Raw genomic sequence first — 18,964 nt, forward strand, 5'->3', positions numbered from 1 at the left:
CATGACGATCCAATCTATATTTAACATAATATATATTATCAATCTGACAGCGAGGCCAATCGTCCTATGACAACGGCCCCCCATTCATCGCAACTTGAGCGCCTTCTTGCGATCATGGCTCGCCTGCGTGATCCAGATGGCGGTTGCGAATGGGATCTTGCACAAAACTTCGAGAGCATCGCACCGTACACGATTGAAGAAGCCTATGAGGTAGCCGACGCGATTGAACGCGCAGACATGGAGGACCTCAAGGGAGAACTCGGCGACTTGTTGCTTCAGGTCGTGTTTCACGCTCGAATGGCCGAGGAAGCCGGACACTTTGCTTTCGAAGACGTCGCTCGCGCCATCAGCGACAAGATGGAAGCCCGCCATCCGCACATCTTCGGAGAGGAAGGCGGAACAATGACATCCGCGCGTTGGGAGGACCTGAAAGCGGCCGAACGCGAAGATGTCGGTATGCAAAGCGCCATGGACGGAGTGGCAAAGGCGCTTCCAGCGCTGCTTCGAAGCGAGAAACTGCAAAAACGCGCAGCCCGCGTGGGGTTTGAATGGCACGACCTGAAAGGACCGCGTGACAAGCTCGATGAAGAGCTTCAGGAACTGGACGAAGCCAGTGAAGAGGAGCGCCTGGTCGAAGCCGGCGATGTTCTGTTCGTCGCGGTAAACATAATCCGTCGATACGGCGTCGATGCAGAGGCTGCGCTTAAGGCATCCAATGCAAAGTTTGAACGCCGTTTCCGGGCGATGGAGAAACTTGCTTCCGCAGATGGTTTGGCATTCGATCGACTCCCGCTCGACGAGCAGGAAGCCTATTGGCAGAAGATAAAATCCGCTGAAAACTCAGAGCTATAAAGAGGCGTACTGACCCAATTCCTTAGGATTGAGCCTAACGATCAACCGGCGTTCCGCACCGTGCTCCCCTTCCCCGGCATCCGCATCTTCAAGGACCTCGCCGTGTGCATGCAACCATGCGAGGCGCTTGCCATCGGATGCTGGCAACGTGACCGTCACTTCCTTCGCGGAAGAAGTGAGCATGTCAGCGATCTTGTTTTCGAAAGCCTCGACACCTTCACCGCTATATGCGGAAAGCAGTACGGCGTCCTGACCTGATGCTGCCTCGCGGAGTTCGTTGAGCGCATCCTCGGAGAGCAAGTCTGCCTTGTTCCATACTTCGAGGATGGGGATCTCGCTCGTTCCAGTCTCTGCGTCTACGACACCGAGGTCTGCAAGGACCTCCATCACCTGCTTCTTCTGAGCGGAATGTGCCGGGTTCGCCATGTCGCGGACGTGGCAGATGATGTCTGCACCGGTGACTTCTTCCAGCGTCGCACGAAAGGCAGCAACCAGCTGCGTTGGAAGGTCGGAGATAAATCCGACCGTATCGGACAAGATCGCCTTTTCCACTCCGGGCAGACTGATCGCCCGCATCGTGGGATCTAGCGTCGCGAAAAGCAGGTCTTCAGCCATTACATCTGCGCCGGTGAGGCGATTGAAAAGGGTCGACTTTCCAGCGTTAGTATATCCGACAAGCGCGATCACTGGCCAGGGTGCCCTTCCCCGCCTTTCTCGGTGTAGGGTGCGGGTTTTGCGCACCTGTTCAAGCTCTCGCCGCAAACGTCCCATCCGTTGTCGGATCATCCGGCGGTCAGCCTCGATCTGCGTTTCACCGGGACCGCCCAGAAACCCGAAGCCACCGCGCTGCCGCTCAAGGTGAGTCCAGCTGCGAACGAGGCGGCTTTGCTGGTAATCGAGGTGGGCAAGCTCAACCTGGAGCCGCCCCTCGGCCGTTGCGGCGCGTTCCCCGAAGATTTCAAGGATCAGGCCGGTTCGATCGATAACCTTGCGCTTGAGCTTGTCCTCGAGGTTGCGCTGCTGGATTGGCGTCAGCGCGCCATCTACGATGACAAGTTCACATTCGTGCTGTTCACACAGGATCTTGATGTTTTCGACCTGACCGGAACCGAACAATGTGTTCGGCTGCATCTGGCGCACGGGCAGGATTTCAGAATGCTCGATCACAACGCCGATTGCGAGCGCCAGACCTTCCGCTTCCGCCAGACGCTCGGCGGCATCGAGATCATAGCTCAAGCGCCTTATATCCGGGCAAAGCACAAGGGCCCGCGCACCGCGGGTGACCTCATCCATCAGATCATCGTCGAAGCTCAGTAATCGTCCCCGTATTCGTCATCCTCATCCGCATCATCGGAAAGGTCGACAGGGCTGGCAGGCTGAATGGTCGAAACCGCGTGTTTATAGGCGAGTTGAACCGCCCCTTCCCTCTCCAGAAGCATGCAGAAGAGGTCATATGCCGCGATCCGACCCTGAAGCATCACCCCATTGACGAGAAACATCGTCACCTGGACGCCAGCATCGCTGACCCGGCTGAGGAACACATCCTGCAACATGCGCTGCTTGCCGCTGGCGCCGCGATTGCTGAACTGTTCGGCATCGACGTCGCCCGATGGCATGATCGTGGAGATGGCATGCTTGTACACGAGTTGAGATTGACCATCGCGGCGCAGAAGGATCGAAAAATTATCGAACCAAGTGACAATCCCTTGAAGTTTAACGCCTTTTACAAGGAACATCGTTACTGGCGTCTTGTTCTTGCGAAGCAAGTTGAGGAAGCCGTCCTGTAAATTGCCCTGACGTGACGAGCCACCAGTCGGACGGGACTGATTCTCGCTGGTTTCGGAAGGTCTCGCAAAAGGGCGCGGAGAGAGGGTTCGCCCGGTGGACATGTTATGCTCCTGTTGTTGGCGGCCGTTTATTCGGTCCGCATAACGCCGCTAGTCCCCCCGGACTGTTGTACAGCTCACCTGTTATAATGGCGATTGCAATGCATTGCCGCAATGAGATATTTCATCTCATCGAAAATCTAGCATTTCGCCAGAGCGTTGCGCCTTGCTCTACCCCTTGCGCTCAGCATCGCGCCGGTCTGCCATACCGAGCAGTTTGAGCTTGCGGTGAAGTGCCGATCTTTCCATCCCGATGAAGGTCGCCGTCTTCGAGATATTTCCCGAAAAGCGGCGTATCTGGATGGCGAGATATTCTCGTTCGAAGGTTTCGCGTGCCTCGCGCAGCGGTACACCCATCATGGTGGACAGCCCCGGACCTGATCCTGCAAGCCTTCCGCCTGTGATTTCACCGGGAAGCATATCGGTTTCGACTACGGTGAGACGCTCTCGCGGCGTCATGATGATCGTGCGCTCAACCACATTACGCAGCTGGCGCACGTTTCCCGGCCAGTCATAGGCCTGAAGCGCGGCCATGGCCTCTTCGCTGATCTCCGGCGGAGGAAGGCCTTGATCGGTCGAATAGCGGGTGAAGAAATGCTCAGCGAGCGCAGGGATATCATCACGCCGGTCGGCAAGCGAAGGGATCGAAACAGGGACAACGTTAAGGCGATAGAACAAATCTTCGCGGAAACGTTTCTCCTCCATCTCGACGGCAAGATCGCGCGTGGTCGACGAAACGACCCGGACATCGACACCGATCTGACGCGTACCGCCAACCCGCACGAAACTTTGCTCGGTGAGAACGCGCAAAATTCTGGCCTGCGTTGAAAGCGGCATGTCCGCGACCTCGTCGAGGTACAACGTGCCGCCATCGGCCATTTCGAGCAGGCCAGGCCGAACCTGTTTCCCGTCCGATTCCTCTCCGAACAGCTCCTGTTCGAACCTCTCTGGCGTTATCCGCGCTGAATTCACCAGCACGAATGCGTCGTCCGAACGGCTGCTCCAGGCATGAAGCATGCGCGCAGCCACTTCCTTACCTGCCCCCGCAGGGCCGGTGATCAGCACGCGGCTGCCCGTGTTGGCCACGCGTTTGAGTGTTGCCCGAACGGCGTTGATGGCGCTCGAATTGCCGGTGAAGTCCGTACCGCCCCAGCTTGCATCGCGCAGATTGGTGTTTTCACGGCGCAAACGCTCGGTCTCGGTGGCCCGCTCGACCAAGAGAAGCAGGCGTTCGGCTTCGAACGGCTTTTCGATGAAATCCATCGCCCCACGCCCGACAGCCGAAACCGCCGTGTCGATGTTACCGTGCCCAGAGAATATGATTACTGGCAGGTCAGGTTCACGCTGCTTGATCGCATCGAGCGTTTCAAGGCCGTCCATCTCGCTTCCATGCAACCAGACATCGAGCAGAACGAGACTGGGTCGCCGCTCGTCAATCGCAGCAAGCGCGCTGGTCGAATCCGCAGCGGTTCGACATTCGTACCCTTCATCGCCGAGCACTCCGGCAACCAGGTCGCGAATATCGCGTTCATCATCGACAATCAGGATATCGAGCGACATGCGCTTCTCCTTACGGGGGTAGTCATCGGGGATTGGGGAACGGGAATAGCTGCAGGCATCATGCGGCCTCGTTCACATCGGGGTCGGGATGGCGTGCAAAGCGCAAGGTGACGCGCGTGCCGCCATTCTCTCCACTCGCGAAACTCATGTCACCGCCATGTTCGTCGACGATCTTGTTGACGATGGCGAGGCCAAGGCCGGTGCCTTTTTCACGTGTGGTCACATAGGGTTCGACAATGCGATCACGGTCGGTAGGAAGGCCGATCCCGTTGTCTTCGACCGTAATCGACAACCAATCGCCTTCATCAGCCATGGTAACGCCGATCCGGCCTGAGAAATCCTCGTCAGCATTCGACGCGCACGCTTCGACGGCCTCAACGGCGTTCTTGAGCACATTGGTCATGGCCTGGCCGAGCTGGTGCCGGTCGCACTGGATTTCACGCTCGCTGAGGTCGTCGGCGGAAACACCAAAGGCAATATCGGAATGTGCGACTTCCTGAAGGAAGACCGCTTGCCGTACGAGGTCCAATGCGTCTTCGGACCGGAACACGGGTTTGGGCAGGCGCGCAAAGGAAGAAAACTCGTCGACCATCTTCCTGAGATCACCAACCTGTCGCACGATCGTACTGGTCAACTCGTCGAACAGCTCTGCGTCGTCGCCCTCGACCTGTTTGCGATACCGGCGCTTGAGCCGCTCAGTGGCAAGCTGGATCGGGGTAAGCGGATTCTTGATCTCATGCGCAATCCGCCGCGCGACATCCGACCACGCCGCCTGTCTCTGGTCGATTAACTGGCGTGTAATATCTTCGAAGGTAATGACGTGGCCGCTAGAACCCGGCGCAACTTTCACAGCGAGCGTCAGAAGGTCGGTGCCGCGCGGTTGCGTTACAATCGCCCTGCCCTTGCCCTCCCGAACCATCTGATCGATTTCAGGTGAAAGCTCATTTAGCGATTTCCCGACAAGCGCCGCCGGACCTTCTTCAGTATCATCCGCATCGTGATCCGAAAGCAGACCATAAGCGGATTCGTTCATAAGCAGAACGCGGCCGTTGTCGTCGACCGAGATAACGCCAGCGGTCACCGATTCCAGCACAGCTTCCATAAATGCCCGCCGGTCGTCGATCTGCCGGTTTGCGCTTACCAATGCGTCGGTTTGCTTTTCGAGCTGCGCAGTCATCCGGTTGAAGGCACGGTTCAGGAGGCCGATCTCGTCCGCCCCGGTCCGTCCTTCGACGCGGAGCGCGAAGTTGCCCTGCCCCACCTTTCGCGCGGCTCCCACAAGGTCGGTCAACGGTTCCACCTGTCGGTCTGCAAAGCGGAGGGCGAACCATACTGCGATCCCAACCAGTAGAAGGCTCATCGCGACGAGCGCGATGTTAAAACGCAACTGGAGCGTGCGCGCATCGCTGGTGAGCGTATCATACGCGGTCGAAATCGCTTGCGCGCGGGACCATGCGTTGAACATCGTCTCTTCGGTTGTTCGGGCGTTGTAGAGGTAGATCCCGGCCTCACGATCGATCGGAGCGACCGCGGCTATTCGTTCAGCGCTCCCCTCGACGACTACCAACTCGCCTGTATCCAGCGTTGGCAGAGCCGCTTCGCTGAACACGCTGGGGTCATTGCCTTCGACGACATTCAGAGCAGCAGCAGTGCGCAGCGAATCGTCGTCCATTCTTTGCAGGATCACGCTTTCGGAGATTTCGCGCGCCTGCATCTGGTAGAAATACAGTTCAGGAAAGTCGGGGTCCGGTATCGGCACGCGCAAAAGGATCTCACGCATGTCGGTTGCCATCGTGATCGTCTGCTGTTCGACGTCTCGCTGATTGGAATCGTAATAGCTTTGCGCGAGCTCGTTCGCATTTTCGAGCAAACCTCGCGACTCATCGGAGAACCAGAATGTCACGCCGGTCTGGAACAGGAATGCGGCAAACCCTGCCACCAGCAGCGTGGGAACGGCCGCCACCATCGAAAAGAAGAACACAAGCCGCACGTGTAGCCGCGCTGTGCTTCCTGCCGCGCGGCTCAATGCCATGCGGCGTCCGATCATGACCAACAGCGCCATCGCTGGCACCAGAACGGCGACAAGCAGCAAGGACACCTGGAGCGAAGGCAATCCGCCTGAGTCGGCAGGTTGGTTGGTGTATGCGAGATAGTTGGCGATGACCGCGATGATCAACGCGATGACGGCGAGCGCTTCCAACCAGCGAAATACGTTTGCTCGCCGGGAGCTCACCAGGAATTGACGCCACCACCGCGGGAACTGACGCGGTTGCGAACGGGAGGTAGCCCCTTCCGGCGCGTCGATCATATCGACAGAGTTGGCGACTGAGCCTTCCATAGTTGCCCAGTTACAACGCTAGTGTTGTATCTACGCAAGCCCAAAGTGACATTTAGGTCGCATAACTGCGTTAAAGCGGTCTTGCGAAGCGATCAGGCTCTATTTCGAGCTCGCTGATGCGTTTGCGCAGTGTGTTTCGATTGATCCCGAGAAGTTTCGCCGCGCGCAGCTGATTGCCGCCGGTTTCGCCCAAGGCATGCTCAATGAGCGGTTTCTCGAAAGCTGCGATTGCGCTGGAGTAAACGGTGCCCGGAGCGGGCTCTTCCTTTGCCAGCCAAATGTCGAGAGCTGCGGCGATACCGCCCCTGCCCTCCGTTCCTTCGGAATGAAAGGGTGCCTCATCGCCCAGGATGTCATTCAAACTCGATGCGTCGATCGCATCCTCACGGCTCATCAGGGCGAGTCGGTAAATGACATTGCGCAGTTCACGGACATTTCCGCGCCAGTTTCGCTCCTCGAGCCGCTCAATCGCGGATGGCGTCAGCTGACGGCGTGGTAAGCCATCTTCAACCGCTTGAGACAGGAAGTGCTGCGAGAGCACTTCAATATCTTCGCGTCGTTCCCGCAAAGATGGCAATTCGATCGGAACCACATTGAGCCTGTAAAACAGGTCTTCCCGAAACTTGCCCGCTGTAATCATCGGGGCCAGATCGCGGTTGGTGGCCGCTATGATCCGCACATCGACGGCGATCTCCTGGCGCCCGCCAACCCGGCGAATTCGGCCGGACTGGAGCGCGCGGAGCAAGCGGGTCTGGGCCTCGGCAGGCATGTCGCCGATCTCATCCAGAAACAGGGTCCCGCCGTTCGCTTGCTCAAACTTGCCTATGGCCTGCGCGACGGCGCCTGTGAAAGCACCTTTTTCATGCCCGAACAGTTCGCTTTCGACGAGGTCTTGCGGAATTGCTGCCGTGTTGACTGCCACGAACGGGCCCGTGCGGCGGCTTCCAAGCTGGTGGATCGCTTCTGCTACCAGCTCCTTACCCGTCCCGCTTTCACCGGTCACGAGAACCGTCAGATCGTTGCGCAAGACACGCGTGATCATCCGGTATACTCCCTGCATCGCGGGACTGCGCCCAACGAGCGGCATTCCGTCGCCTTCGCTTTCCGGCAGTGCAGCAACCGTACTGGTCCGCGCGCCCACCGCCTGAAGCACCGCGCGCACGAGCTCATCGAGGTCGAACGGCTTGGGAAAATATTCGAAGACATCGCTGTCACTGGCACGAATGGCGGTATCGAGCGTATTTTGCGCGGAAAGCACAATCACCGGCATGTCCGGCGCAGCCTCGCGCACCGCCGCTAGGCTCTCAAGGCCATCTCCATCGGTGAGCATGACATCGGTCAGCATCAGGTCGAAAGAGCGGCCGCCAAGCAGCTGATCTCTTTCGCGGATTGCAGAGCATCTGTGAATTTCAAACCCCTCATCCTCAAGGGCAGTCGTGATCACCGTGGCGATTGCGCTGTCATCTTCGACGAGAAGGAGCGTTCCGGACATTGCTGGGGGTGGTTCCTATTCCTAGACTGGCTTGGCGAGAGGCAGATGGAGCCTGAAATGTGTGAGGCCGCGTTTCGCATCGCGTTCGTGCGAGATTGATCCGTTCATGTCGCGCACCAGTTTTCGCACGAGCGCAAGGCCGAGACCTTGTCCTGATTGCTTGGACGACACGAACGGTTCGAACACGTGGTCGCGCATTGCGGGATCGATGCCCGGACCGTTGTCAGAGACTGTAATCTCTACCGGTAGGCGTACGGCACGCCCCAAGCGGATCGCGCTGAATGCAAGGCCGGACACGAACCGCGTCTTCACCGTTATCTCTCCGCGCGCACCCGAACCGGCGGCATCGCGCGCATTCGATATCAGGTTGATGAGAACCTGCTCCAAAGCGTCGCGATTGACGTAGGCGGGAGGGATAGAGGGATCGAATTCCTCCTTGATTTCAATTTGCTTTGCGCCGCCAGCTGCACGGACGGTTGCTATGGCCGAGCGGATCGCCTCGTGAGCGTTGCACGCCTCCGCCTCCTCGGCCGTGCGAGAACCGAGCTGCTGCATCCGGTCGATGAGTCTTGCGATCCGATCGACCTCGTCGGTGATCATCCGCGCCAGCTTTTTGTCTTTGAGAGGGAGTTTGCGCGCCGCCAACTGCCCCGCCCCCCTGATTGCTGCGAGAGGGTTTTTGATCTCGTGAGCGAGGATTGATGGCGCGCCTAGCGACGAACCGAGATCTTCGTCGCCTCCAGTTTCCTCGTGACCAATTTCCGAGAAGGTCACCACCCTCCAGCCCGGAAACCCACCCAGCGGACTTGCGGTCAGGTTGACGCGCTTTTCAGCTTCGCTCGCATTGATCAGAATGTCTCGAGCAACGAGCGCCTCCTCGGAGTTTGTGAGGCGATTTTCCACCCTCGGATCGAGCGGTCCGATGGCCTCAAGCAGCGGCTTGCCGATGAGGCGCTTGGCGCTGCGGCCTAACAAATTCTCCGCCGCGTGGTTCACCTCGGCAATCGAAGAAATTGGATCGATCAGAATCAGCGCAAACAACAGACCAGAAAGCTGCGCGCGCGCGTCTGGTCTGGACGGGTCGAAACTCGATATATCGGACCTGCCCGCCTCAGGTTTGACCGACATGTCAGGCGGCTTTGGCAGTACGGCCGAGGAATGGCTCGTAGAACCGCTCTATCTCGCCAAGAACTTCATCGGGGTCATCGATGAAGTTCGCGCGGTTCCGGAATTCGGCCGAGCCGTGCATGCCTTTTGTGTACCAGCCAAGGTGCTTGCGAGCGATCTTCGTGCCAACGTTGCGGCCATAATGATCGAGCATACGGTGATAGTGTTCGACCAGCACGGAGTACTGCTCATCGAAGCTGGGTGTCGGGATGCTTTCGCCAGTGCGCCACCAATGCATCACCTGGCCTAGCAACCAGGGTTTTCCGTAAGCGCCGCGCCCAATCATCAAACCATCTGCGCCCGACTGCTCAAGCGCGGTCGCCGCATCCTGGATCGTGCAGATATCGCCATTGACGATGACCGGAATGTTCACGGCCTCTTTGACCTTGCGGACAAAGGACCAGTCGGCGCTGCCCTTGTACATCTGGTTGCGAGTACGGCCATGAACGGTGATCATCTTCACACCAAGGTCTTCAGCGATGCGCGCCATTTCAGGTGCGTTCAGGCTCTGATGGTCCCAGCCCATGCGCATTTTAACGGTCACAGGAACATCGACTGCCTTGACCGTTGCTTCCATCAGCTTGGTCGCGAGGGGAACCTCGCGCATGAGTGCACTACCAGCAAACTGGCCGACCACCTTGCGCACCGGACAACCAAAGTTGATGTCGATGATCGCAGCGCCGTTGCCTTCCTGAAGCTTCGCGGCTTCACCCATGCTGCCGGGATCGCAGCCGACGAGCTGCATCGAAACCGGTTCTTCGGTCTTGTCCCATTCCGCCTTCTGGACTGACTGGCGGGTTTCCCGGATCGCGGCTTCGCTGGCGATCATCTCGGTCACATTCAGACCCGAGCCATAACGACGCACCAATGTCCGGAACGGCATATCGGTCACGCCCGTCATCGGCGCGAGAAGAACGGGCTCCGCGATTGTTACGGGACCAATATTGATCGGCTTCAGGGCCGGGGGAGAGGGTAAGTCTGTCATGGGCTGGAGAGAGTATGCCTAAATATTGGGCAGCCGCATAGTGGATTGCGAAACTTGCGTCCAGACCCTAAGCGCTGGCGCCACCATGGATGAAGCCAGCGCCCTCCCCTCATTCGCCGCAATTGTCGTTGCAGCCGGGAAAGGATTAAGGGTCGGCGGCGATACCCCCAAGCAATACCGTAACTGGCGCGGGAAGCCGCTTATTCGTCATTCTATCGAGACACTTCTCTCTGCTGGCGCCAAGCCTCTGCTGGTGGTGATCGCGGCTGGTGCCGAAGGTGACGCCAAGGACGCGCTGAAAGGTCTTTCCGAAATCAGCTTCGTTGAAGGGGGCGCGTCGCGTCAGGATTCGGTGCGAGCGGGGCTTGAAGCGCTTTCAGAGTTTTCGCCTCAACGAGTTCTTGTCCACGATGCGGCCCGCCCCGATCTGCCTCGCGATGTGATCGAGCGGCTCCTAACGGCTCTCGATCAGTATGAAGGCGCGATTCCGACCCTTCCCGTCGTCGACAGCCTCGCGGTTGCTAGTGACACAGGCACCATGGCTGGCAAGGCTGACCGAGAAGTCCTGCGCCGGGTACAGACGCCGCAAGCATTTCGTTTCGAAGACATCCTGAGTGCTCACCGCGCATGGGACACCGAAACCGATGCCGGCGACGATGCACAGGTGCTCGCAGCCATGCAGCGTTCAGTCGCGCTGGTTCAAGGTGACGAACGCCTGAAGAAGATCACATTTGCGGAAGACCTGATGGATATGCCCAGCGTTGCCTCGATCCGCGTAGGACAAGGATATGACGTCCATCGCCTTGAAGAAGGCGAGGAGCTTTGGTTGTGCGGCATCCGACTTGAACACACCCATGGCCTGTCGGGCCATTCGGATGCCGACGTCGCCCTCCATGCCATAACTGATGCGGTGCTGGGCGCGGTCGGCAAAGGCGATATCGGAACGCATTTCCCGCCAAGCGACGCGCGCTGGGCGGGCGCGCGTTCCGGCCAGTTCCTGGAACACGCCGTCAGTCTGGCAAGGGAAGCTGGATACTCAGTCGGAAACATCGACCTCACCATTATCTGCGAAGCCCCGAAGATCGGACCGCACCGCCCCGAAATGCGGGCAGAGATCGCAAAGCTTACCGGCATCGGAGAAGATGCTGTAAGCATAAAGGCAACAACGACAGAAAAACTCGGTTTCACAGGCCGTGGCGAAGGGATCGCTGCGCAAGCAATCGTCGCTCTCCACGCGGCCAACGGGTAAGAGAAAAGGACGGACCCTTCGATATGAAGAACATCAAGACATCGGCAAAACTTGCCGTCGCAACCGGCATGGCATTTGCGACTATAAGCGCCGCACCCGCAGCTGCGCAGCCAAGTGACCTCGACCCCGCAGCGGTCGCAGCGGCCTCGCGCTATGCGCTCCCCATCGCCTTCGACAGCTTTGTGACCAAGTGCTCCACCTCTCTTGACCGGCGCGGTTATGCGCTCAGCAATTCCGAACGGCTCATGGCGAAGTTTTCGGATGGGATTGACGAGGCCTGGCCCGCTGCGAAAGATGCCATGATCCTGATGGCGAGCGGTAACGCTGACACTCGCGAGATGACGGCTGTTTTTGCGATGCTGGGAGATGATGAGTTGCGTCCCTTCGTCGATGGACTTGTGGGCGGATTGATCGGGCAGGAAATCAAGACAGATGACTGCGAAGTCATCGAGCGCGGGCTAGAAATCCTTGACCCTCTGCCAGCGGAAAATATCGCGCAAATGGTCGGCCTGATTGTCGAGCTTGGAGCACGCGACGAAGAGGAAGAAGTCGCCAGCGAGGGCACCGCAGAGTGAGCAACACCATTCTCCCCGAAGACATTACCGATCTAGCCGCGCGGGTAGTCGCCGAGAATCAGGCTGCGGGTCGCAAAGTCGTAACGGCAGAAAGTTGCACCGGCGGACTCGTTTCGGGTGCGATCACCGAAATTGCAGGCTCATCCGCCGTACTTGATCGCGCTTTCATCACTTATTCGAACGAGGCCAAGATGGAATCGCTTGGCGTTGCTCAGGATATCATCGAGACCTTTGGCGCCGTTTCGATCGCCTGCGTCTGGGCGATGGCAGCCGGAGCATTGGAACGGTCAAATGCTGATGTTGCGGTTGCAATCAGCGGTGTCGCAGGACCCGGCGGAGGCACTCAGCTCAAGCCAGTTGGAACGGTGGTTTTTGCCCGGGCTTATCGAAATCAGGATGGCGAACCCGAGGGGGAGCTGAAGCATTTCGAAGGTGGCGACGGACCCGGTGGCCGCGCCGCAATCCGGCGTCAGGCGACGATCTGTGCGCTTGAGTTGTTGTTGCCGTAAAGCTCGTGAGCGCGCGCTTCGAATGCCGCGACCATTTTGCGAAATGCGCGGTCGAAATACTGTCCTGCCAACGCCTGAAACACGCGGTTTTTGAACTCGAAGTCGACACAGAAATCAATTTCGCACGTGCTTTCGTCGATGGCTCGAAAGGTCCAGACATTGTCGAGATCGGACAGCGGACCATCGACATAGTGGACTGCGATTTCGCGCGGGCGATTCTTGGAAACGCGTGATGTGAAGGTCTCACGGATCGCCTTAAAGCCCACGACCATATCCGCCACCATCTCGGTCTCGTTATTCGAGCGAACCCGCGTTGCGATAACCCAGGGCAAGAACTCTCGATAGCGAGCGACATCGGCAACCAGATCGAACATTTGCTCGGCGCTGTAGGGTAACCTTCGCGTTTCTCGGATACCGACCATCAGACGCTGAGCCGATCTTTCTTACGCAGCCTTTCTTCGCGGGCCTTTCGCATTTGAGCGAAGTCGTCGCCGGCGTGATAGCTTGACCGGGTCAGTGGGCTTGAAGCGACCTGCAAGAAGCCTTTCGCGCGAGCGATCGAGCCATATGCGCCAAAGGCCTTGGGCGTGACAAATTCCTCGACCTTTGCGTGTTTGGGCGTTGGCTGAAGATATTGGCCCATGGTGATGAAATCGACGTCGGCGCTGCGCATGTCATCCATCACCTGATGCACTTCGAGGCGCTGTTCGCCCAGGCCCAACATGATCCCCGACTTGGTGAAGATCAGCGGGTTGTGCGCCTTCACCTCTTCGAGAAGACGAAGCGAGGCGTAATAGCGCGCACCGGGTCGAATGGTCGGATAGAGCCGCGGGACTGTTTCAAGGTTGTGGTTGTAAACGTCCGGCCCCGCTTCACAAATTGCCTCCACCGCCGGGCGCATTTTGCCGCGAAAGTCGGGTGTCAGAATTTCGATAGTCGTGTCCGGCGTGTTTCGACGCAGCGCCTCGATCACCTTGACGAATTGCCCTGCCCCGCCATCGGGAAGATCGTCGCGATCGACGCTGGTGATGACGATGTGCTCAAGGCCCATCTTCGCCGCAGCGACAGCGGTGTTCTCCGGCTCCATCGGGTCGACAGGGCGAGGCATCCCGGTCTTGACGTTGCAGAACGCACAGGCGCGCGTGCAAACATCGCCAAGAATCATCACCGTGGCGTGCTTCTTGGACCAGCATTCGCCGATATTGGGACAAGCTGCCTCTTCGCAAACCGTGTTGAGATTAAGCTCGCGCATAAGCTTGCGCGTCTCGTTGTATCCCTGGCTCACCGGCGCGCGGACGCGGATCCAGTCAGGCTTGCGCTGACGTTGCGGGCGGCCATCGCCCTTACCAGGCTCGGGAGCGTTGGAGAGGTCGTTCATGGGGGACCATTTAGGCCTTAGCCCCTGCCCCCGCAACCCGTCACTGGCGGCTGGTCGTATCTACTGAAATATCGATCGGGATTCGCTCCCCGGTGAGCGGTTGTGCTGGAGCGAGTAGATCCTCCTCGCCCGGCAGAAGTGGCCGCATGGCAATCTCGAAATCGCGCTCGTCGAGCGACATGACGCCGCCCTTGCCGTCGGCGGCCTGCCCGATGGCAGTGAGCAAAATGCTTATCGGGTCGGGATCGATCGCCTCGATGGCAACCGAATGGCTTCGCTGAGCGATCAGCGCCTCGTCGACGCTGCTGGTCACGCGAAAGCGCTCGGTATGGTGCCCCTCGAGAGCGACGGTGACCTCGCCGCCCTTTTCGCGCAGGAGCGGCAGATAGCACGGCGTAACACATTCCTGCCCGTAACTGGAGCTTGCCTGCGCCCCTGCCGGGCTGGTCACAATGTAGACCGTTTCCGAGGGTGCGAGACCATGCCCCTTGACGAACTGGCGCTGCGCGCAGCCTGAGACGAGAGCGGCACAGATGGCAATGGTCGCAATCCTTTGCTTATTCACGGACTTTTTCCCTGTTGCTGCGGTACTCAGAAGAGCCCAGCCAGCGTGAATTGCGGATGAACCAGCACGCTCTTGAAGCAAATACCACCTCGGCAATTGCCACGCGGTCGCGGCAGGCTTACGGCTCATTTTCATGTTCGAGACCGCAATCCAGACCTTCACCTCGCCGGTCGTGCTGTTTTTCGTGCTTGGACTGTTCGCCGCCTTCGTACGGTCCGATCTCACAATCCCTGAACCGATTGCAAAGGCGATGTCGCTTTATCTCATGGCCGCGATTGGCCTTAAAGGTGGGGTGGCCGTATCCAAGTCGGGGATTGACGCGACGGTGGTCTCTACCCTTGGTGCCGGGATAGCGGCCGGGTTTATCCTGCCTTTCTTCGCGTATGGTATTCTCAAGACATTCGGAAAACTCGACCGCATCAATTCAGGCGCAGTCGCAGCTCATTATGGTTCGATCAGCGTAGTCACTTTTGTGACCGCCGTTGAGATATTGACCGGCCAGTCACGCGAACCCGGCGGCTACATGGTCGCGGTTATGGCAGCGATGGAAGCACCCGCTATCCTCAGCGGTCTAATGCTTGCCCGGGGGATGGGAAGCAAAGCAGGCACGCAGTCTACGGGCGAGATGCTGCACGAGGTATTCACGAACTCGTCGATCATGCTGTTGCTTGGAGCCTTCGTCGTTGGGATGATCGGAGGCGAGGTCGGCTTTGCGCCGGTGAGCCCGTTCTTCGAGGCAGGTTTCAAGGGCGTGCTTTGTATCTTCCTTCTCGACATGGGCCTTGTCGCGATGCGGCGTATTATGGAGTCGCGCTCAATCACGTGGAGGCTTGGCGCAATCGCCATCTTCCTGCCGATCGTTAACGGCGCGGCTGGGACGAGTTTGGGTGTAGTTATCGGCCTTGATGCGGGTTCGGCTGCGGCGCTCGGTGTGCTGTGTGCCAGCGCAAGCTATATTGCTGTCCCTGCCGCCATGCGGCTTGCCCTGCCCGAGGCCGATCCGGGTATCTACCTCACCATGTCGCTCAGCATCACCTTCCCGTTCAATGTGCTGGTCAATATCGGCTTGATCAGCGCGCTCGCGGCATCTTTGACCGGCGCCAATGGAGCGACGCCATGATTGAGACCGTCACACGAAAGCGCATCGAAATCCTCGCCGACAAGGCACTACAACGCCGGGTTACCGATGCGATCGACCGGATCGGGATAACCGGATGGACAATCGTCCCCGTCACGAGCGGCAAGGGACGAGAGGGCGTTTGGCGCGAAGAGAGCGTGATCGGCACGGATAAGGTGCTGGTGCTCACAATTGCTGCGGAAGACAAGGCGATGGCGCTTGCAGAAGAGCTGGCACCCATGCTTACACGTCTGGGCTTCGTCCTGAGTATGTGGGACGTGCAAGTTATCCGCGGCGAGCGCTTCTGAAGGAGAAAGGCGCCGACGCTTAGGGAGGGATCGGTGCCTGAATTTGCAGAGCTCCTGAAGGGCTATCGCCGTTTTCGCGAAGATACGTATCCGCGCCAGAAAGCGCGTTTCGATGAAACAGTCGCCGAGGGGCAGCACCCCAAGCTCATGATCATCGGCTGTTCGGACAGCCGCGTCGATCCGGCGCAGATCTTTGATGTAGATCCCGGCGAGATCTTCGTCGTGCGCAATGTCGCTGCGCTGGTGCCTCCGTTTGAACAGAAACCTGGCCTCCACGGCGTTTCCGCTGCTGTCGAGTTCGCGGTGCAGATGCTGGAAGTGAAGCAGATCCTTGTCATGGGACATGGCCGCTGCGGCGGGTGCAAGGCGGCCCTCACCGGCAGCTATCTTGCCAAGGAACCTGGCGAAGGCGGTTTCATAGCCAACTGGATCGACTTGCTGAGCGCGGCCCGCGAACCTGTCGCGCGCAAGCACGGGACCGCGGGTCGCAAGGCCGAGCTCGCAATGGAGTTTGCCGCCATACGCCAAAGCCTTGCGAACCTGCGCACCTTTCCATGGGTTGCCGACAAGGAAGCGGCGGGCGAGGTGAAGCTTCGCGGGGCGCACTTCTCGATCCAGGAAGGGGTGCTGTATTCGCTCGACGAGGAAACCGGCGAGTTCCTGCCTGAGGATTGATCCTGTAAGGGAATAATCTCTTGCCCTGTTTTGGCAGCAACGCCATTGAGCGCTGCATGCCAGATCCAGAACTCAAGAATATTGCCCTCCTGATCGACGCGGACAACACCACGCCGGAGGGAATCGACCCGGTCCTGACAGTTATGGCGGAGCTTGGTCAGGTGAATATTCGGCGAGCATACGGCAACTTCGCGAAAGACAATCTGTCGCGCTGGGACAAGATCACGAACAAGTTCGGCATTCGGCCGCAGCAACAATTCGACGTGTCGAAGGGCAAGAACGCAACGGACATGGCGATGACGATCGACGCGATTGACCTTCTTTATCAAGGCAAGGTCGACGGGTTCGGCATCATGACTTCGGACAGCGATTTCACGCCTCTCGTCACGCGGCTGAGACAGGATGGTATCATTGTCTACGGGTTTGGCGAGGCCAAGACCCCGCAGGCCTTCAAGTCGGTCTGCACCCGCTTCATCGACATCAAGCAATTGATCATGACTAACGCAGCGGACGCGCCGAATTCTGGGAAAGGCGGCAGGAAGGATAGTTCCACGGTTGACGACGAGCTCGACGACCTGATCCTGGCTGCTTACTCCGAAGCCAAAAAGGACGGCGGGTTCGCGCGGCTGTCACAGGTGGGCCAGATCGCCGGTAACCGTTCAAGCTTCGATGTGCGAAATCACGGCTTCAAGAGCCTCAAGGAGATGTTCGAGAGCTTCGACAATTTCGTGCTCGAACATCGCGATGACAATCAAGTCTACGTCAAGCGCCTGCGCTGAGACTTCGGTCCTTCACAAGAGAAAAAGGGGCGCCGAGATTTCTCCCGGCGCCCCTTTTCTTTGTCCCTTTCAGGGATTGATCACATGCTCTCGACAGATGCAGCCGACTGTGCAGCTGCGCCAGCGGTGCCCTTCTCAAGTTCGTTCGCGTAGGCGATCCACAGCTTGGCGATCGATTCACGGTTGCCGGTCACACGCCCGAAAGTGGTGCGCGCTTCGTCATATTTGCCGAGGCCAAGCTTCGCGATGCCAAGGCGGGTCAATGCTTCGTTCGTGTTGACGCCAGCCATCCCCAGAGCCTTCTGGTAGAACGTTTCAGCTTTACCGAACTCGTCGTAGCTTAGGAATGCGCTTCCGGCTGCGACCACGGTGCGCAAGCCAGCATCGGCAGCCATCGCATCACGCTCAAGCGCAGGAAGGTCGGCACGATCGCTCTGGATACGGCCCGTCGCTGTTTCGAGTGCTTCAGTGATGAACAGGTTGCCCGAGCTTACGATTCCCGCTGCCATGCCTTCGTCGATCACGTCCTTTACTTCACGCGGCAGACGACGGGCGTCCGCAGCTTCAACATAGTAATCGTAGTCAGAAGCTTCGGTCAGAGCGCCAACCCGGCGGCTCAGACGGAAAAGATCGAGAATCTCGGGACCCTCATAGTTGTTCAGATTGCGGGCCACATTGATCGCGTCACGCCAATTGGTCGACGAAGGATAATCGCTGATCCACATGGTCACGAAATCGTAGACAGTCGGCACGACTTGATTTTCGTAAGCAACCGTGACGCCGCGACGATACCACTGTTCGTCGACAGGCTGACCCGATGCCTTCCGATCGGCAATCGCGTCTTGCAGATAGTTGAAACCCGAGGTCAGGTCATTGTCTGCAAAAAAGCTTTCCGCCATCGCGATGCGCAGCGAAGACGCATTGATCGTGTCAGTGGTGAAGTTGTTGTCGATCGCACCCTGAAGGTAACGACGTGCCTTGGCGTAGTCGCGCGCTTCGTTCGAAAGCTGGTACGCGATGAAGTTGTAGCGGCCAGCCTGTTCAGCCGGAACCTTGCCACTCGCCAGCATGTTTTCCATGCCGAGCAGTTGCAGCGGGCGGTCCTGGAGACGGATACCTGCATTGAAGATGAGACCGCCGCCGGCGATCTTTTCGTCACTCGTGTTCAGAACGCCTGCGAGCTGCTCGAATTGAGCACGCATGCTGGTGATGTCACCGCCTTCAGCCTTCATCGCCTCATCCAGGGGGACATAAGCCGCGCGAAATGCGTCGCTGTAGCCGCCACCATCGGCCTCCTGCTCTTGATCACGATCGCGGTCCCGGTCACGGTCGCGGCGCTGAGCGCTTGCTTCTGTCGGGAACACTGCGGTTGCGATGACAGCCGTGCCAGTGGCGAGCGAGATCGCGAGGGCGAACGACGAAGCACGCTTGCGCGAAATAAGTGTAAGCATTGGGGGGTTCCTCCAGCGAGTGATACAAACGCCGCCCGGCTTCCAGTCGTCGCGGCCTTAATGAATGTCTGCGCCGCT

The 18,964-nt window shown here is 58.7% G+C and carries 19 protein-coding genes; 8 read left to right on the top strand and 11 right to left on the bottom strand.

Features of this window, described 5'->3' with window-relative positions; translation table 11 throughout:
• The first annotated feature begins 66 nt into the window (after nt 1-66).
• Nucleotides 67-852: a nucleoside triphosphate pyrophosphohydrolase gene (gene mazG / locus CD351_RS10170; RefSeq protein WP_111992547.1), complete on the top strand. Its 786-nt coding sequence runs from the start codon at nt 67-69 to the stop codon at nt 850-852.
• On the opposite strand, the gene hflX is transcribed toward mazG, so the two are convergent.
• The 7 genes from hflX to dusB all read right to left on the bottom strand — a co-directional run bounded on the left by hflX (nt 847) and on the right by dusB (nt 10,280).
• The gene (gene hflX / locus CD351_RS10175) at nt 847-2,145 is read right to left on the bottom strand and encodes a GTPase HflX (protein WP_111992548.1); all 1,299 of its coding nucleotides are present in this window, start codon (nt 2,143-2,145) and stop codon (nt 847-849) included. The two genes, mazG and hflX, sit on opposite strands and share 6 nt — an antisense overlap.
• A 17-nt stretch (nt 2,146-2,162) precedes the next feature.
• A complete protein-coding gene (gene hfq, locus CD351_RS10180) occupies nt 2,163-2,741 on the bottom strand; it encodes an RNA chaperone Hfq (RefSeq protein ID WP_111992549.1) in 579 nt (192 codons plus the stop codon).
• Nucleotides 2,742-2,909: 168 nt separating this feature from the next.
• Entirely contained in the window at nt 2,910-4,298 is a 1,389-nt protein-coding gene (locus CD351_RS10185) for a sigma-54 dependent transcriptional regulator (RefSeq protein ID WP_111992550.1), read from the bottom strand.
• Between the two features lie 58 nt (nt 4,299-4,356).
• A complete protein-coding gene (locus CD351_RS10190) occupies nt 4,357-6,606 on the bottom strand; it encodes an ATP-binding protein (protein WP_174214316.1) in 2,250 nt (749 codons plus the stop codon).
• Between the two features lie 100 nt (nt 6,607-6,706).
• Nucleotides 6,707-8,128 (bottom strand): sigma-54 dependent transcriptional regulator, encoded by a 1,422-nt coding sequence (locus tag CD351_RS10195; protein ID WP_111992552.1) that lies wholly within the window; start codon nt 8,126-8,128, stop codon nt 6,707-6,709.
• A 21-nt stretch (nt 8,129-8,149) separates the two neighbouring features.
• Nucleotides 8,150-9,256 (bottom strand): nitrogen regulation protein NR(II), encoded by a 1,107-nt coding sequence (locus CD351_RS10200; RefSeq protein ID WP_234027100.1) that lies wholly within the window; start codon nt 9,254-9,256, stop codon nt 8,150-8,152.
• Nucleotide 9,257: 1 nt separating this feature from the next.
• Nucleotides 9,258-10,280 carry a tRNA dihydrouridine synthase DusB gene (dusB, locus tag CD351_RS10205; protein WP_111992553.1) on the bottom strand — a complete coding sequence of 341 codons (1,023 nt, stop codon included), beginning with the start codon at nt 10,278-10,280 and terminating at the stop codon, nt 9,258-9,260.
• Between the two features lie 85 nt (nt 10,281-10,365).
• Here dusB and CD351_RS10210 point away from each other — a divergent pair, with 85 nt between their 5' ends.
• From CD351_RS10210 to CD351_RS10220, 3 genes are read left to right on the top strand one after another with little or no spacing between them, the layout of a single operon-like run.
• Nucleotides 10,366-11,529, top strand: coding sequence for a bifunctional 2-C-methyl-D-erythritol 4-phosphate cytidylyltransferase/2-C-methyl-D-erythritol 2,4-cyclodiphosphate synthase (locus CD351_RS10210; protein WP_111992554.1), 1,164 nt, complete (start codon nt 10,366-10,368; stop codon nt 11,527-11,529).
• Nucleotides 11,530-11,552: 23 nt separating this feature from the next.
• The gene (locus CD351_RS10215; RefSeq protein ID WP_111992555.1) at nt 11,553-12,104 is read left to right on the top strand and encodes a hypothetical protein; all 552 of its coding nucleotides are present in this window, start codon (nt 11,553-11,555) and stop codon (nt 12,102-12,104) included.
• Nucleotides 12,101-12,613: a CinA family protein gene (locus CD351_RS10220; protein ID WP_111992556.1), complete on the top strand. Its 513-nt coding sequence runs from the start codon at nt 12,101-12,103 to the stop codon at nt 12,611-12,613. Before CD351_RS10215 ends, CD351_RS10220 begins: the two co-directional genes overlap by 4 nt.
• On the opposite strand, the gene CD351_RS10225 is transcribed toward CD351_RS10220, so the two are convergent.
• From CD351_RS10225 to CD351_RS10235, 3 genes are read right to left on the bottom strand one after another with little or no spacing between them, the layout of a single operon-like run.
• Complete coding sequence (locus CD351_RS10225) at nt 12,574-13,035, bottom strand: type II toxin-antitoxin system RatA family toxin (RefSeq protein WP_111992557.1); 462 nt, start codon at nt 13,033-13,035, stop codon at nt 12,574-12,576. The two genes, CD351_RS10220 and CD351_RS10225, sit on opposite strands and share 40 nt — an antisense overlap.
• The gene (gene lipA, locus CD351_RS10230) at nt 13,035-13,991 is read right to left on the bottom strand and encodes a lipoyl synthase (protein WP_111992558.1); all 957 of its coding nucleotides are present in this window, start codon (nt 13,989-13,991) and stop codon (nt 13,035-13,037) included. The genes CD351_RS10225 and lipA overlap by 1 nt, the downstream gene beginning before the upstream one ends.
• Nucleotides 13,992-14,031: 40 nt before the next feature.
• Nucleotides 14,032-14,556 carry a hypothetical protein gene (locus CD351_RS10235; protein WP_162627688.1) on the bottom strand — a complete coding sequence of 175 codons (525 nt, stop codon included), beginning with the start codon at nt 14,554-14,556 and terminating at the stop codon, nt 14,032-14,034.
• Nucleotides 14,557-14,689: 133 nt separating this feature from the next.
• Here CD351_RS10235 and CD351_RS10240 point away from each other — a divergent pair, with 133 nt between their 5' ends.
• Genes CD351_RS10240 through CD351_RS10255 form a run of 4 tightly spaced genes read left to right on the top strand, consistent with a single transcriptional unit; the run spans nt 14,690 to nt 17,435 of the window.
• On the top strand, nt 14,690-15,676 hold the full coding sequence (locus tag CD351_RS10240) for a sodium-dependent bicarbonate transport family permease (protein WP_111992560.1): 987 nt from the start codon (nt 14,690-14,692) through the stop codon (nt 15,674-15,676).
• Entirely contained in the window at nt 15,673-15,981 is a 309-nt protein-coding gene (locus CD351_RS10245; protein ID WP_111992561.1) for a transcriptional regulator, read from the top strand. The genes CD351_RS10240 and CD351_RS10245 overlap by 4 nt, the downstream gene beginning before the upstream one ends.
• 33 nt (nt 15,982-16,014) lie before the next feature.
• The gene (locus CD351_RS10250; protein WP_111992562.1) at nt 16,015-16,656 is read left to right on the top strand and encodes a carbonic anhydrase; all 642 of its coding nucleotides are present in this window, start codon (nt 16,015-16,017) and stop codon (nt 16,654-16,656) included.
• A gap of 56 nt (nt 16,657-16,712) precedes the next feature.
• Nucleotides 16,713-17,435 (top strand): NYN domain-containing protein, encoded by a 723-nt coding sequence (locus CD351_RS10255; protein WP_111992563.1) that lies wholly within the window; start codon nt 16,713-16,715, stop codon nt 17,433-17,435.
• Between the two features lie 80 nt (nt 17,436-17,515).
• On the opposite strand, the gene CD351_RS10260 is transcribed toward CD351_RS10255, so the two are convergent.
• Entirely contained in the window at nt 17,516-18,886 is a 1,371-nt protein-coding gene (locus CD351_RS10260; protein ID WP_111992564.1) for a hypothetical protein, read from the bottom strand.
• Nucleotides 18,887-18,964 lie beyond the last annotated feature (78 nt).

The sequence above is a fragment of the Erythrobacter sp. KY5 genome, from assembly GCF_003264115.1.
Taxonomy (GTDB): domain Bacteria; phylum Pseudomonadota; class Alphaproteobacteria; order Sphingomonadales; family Sphingomonadaceae; genus Erythrobacter.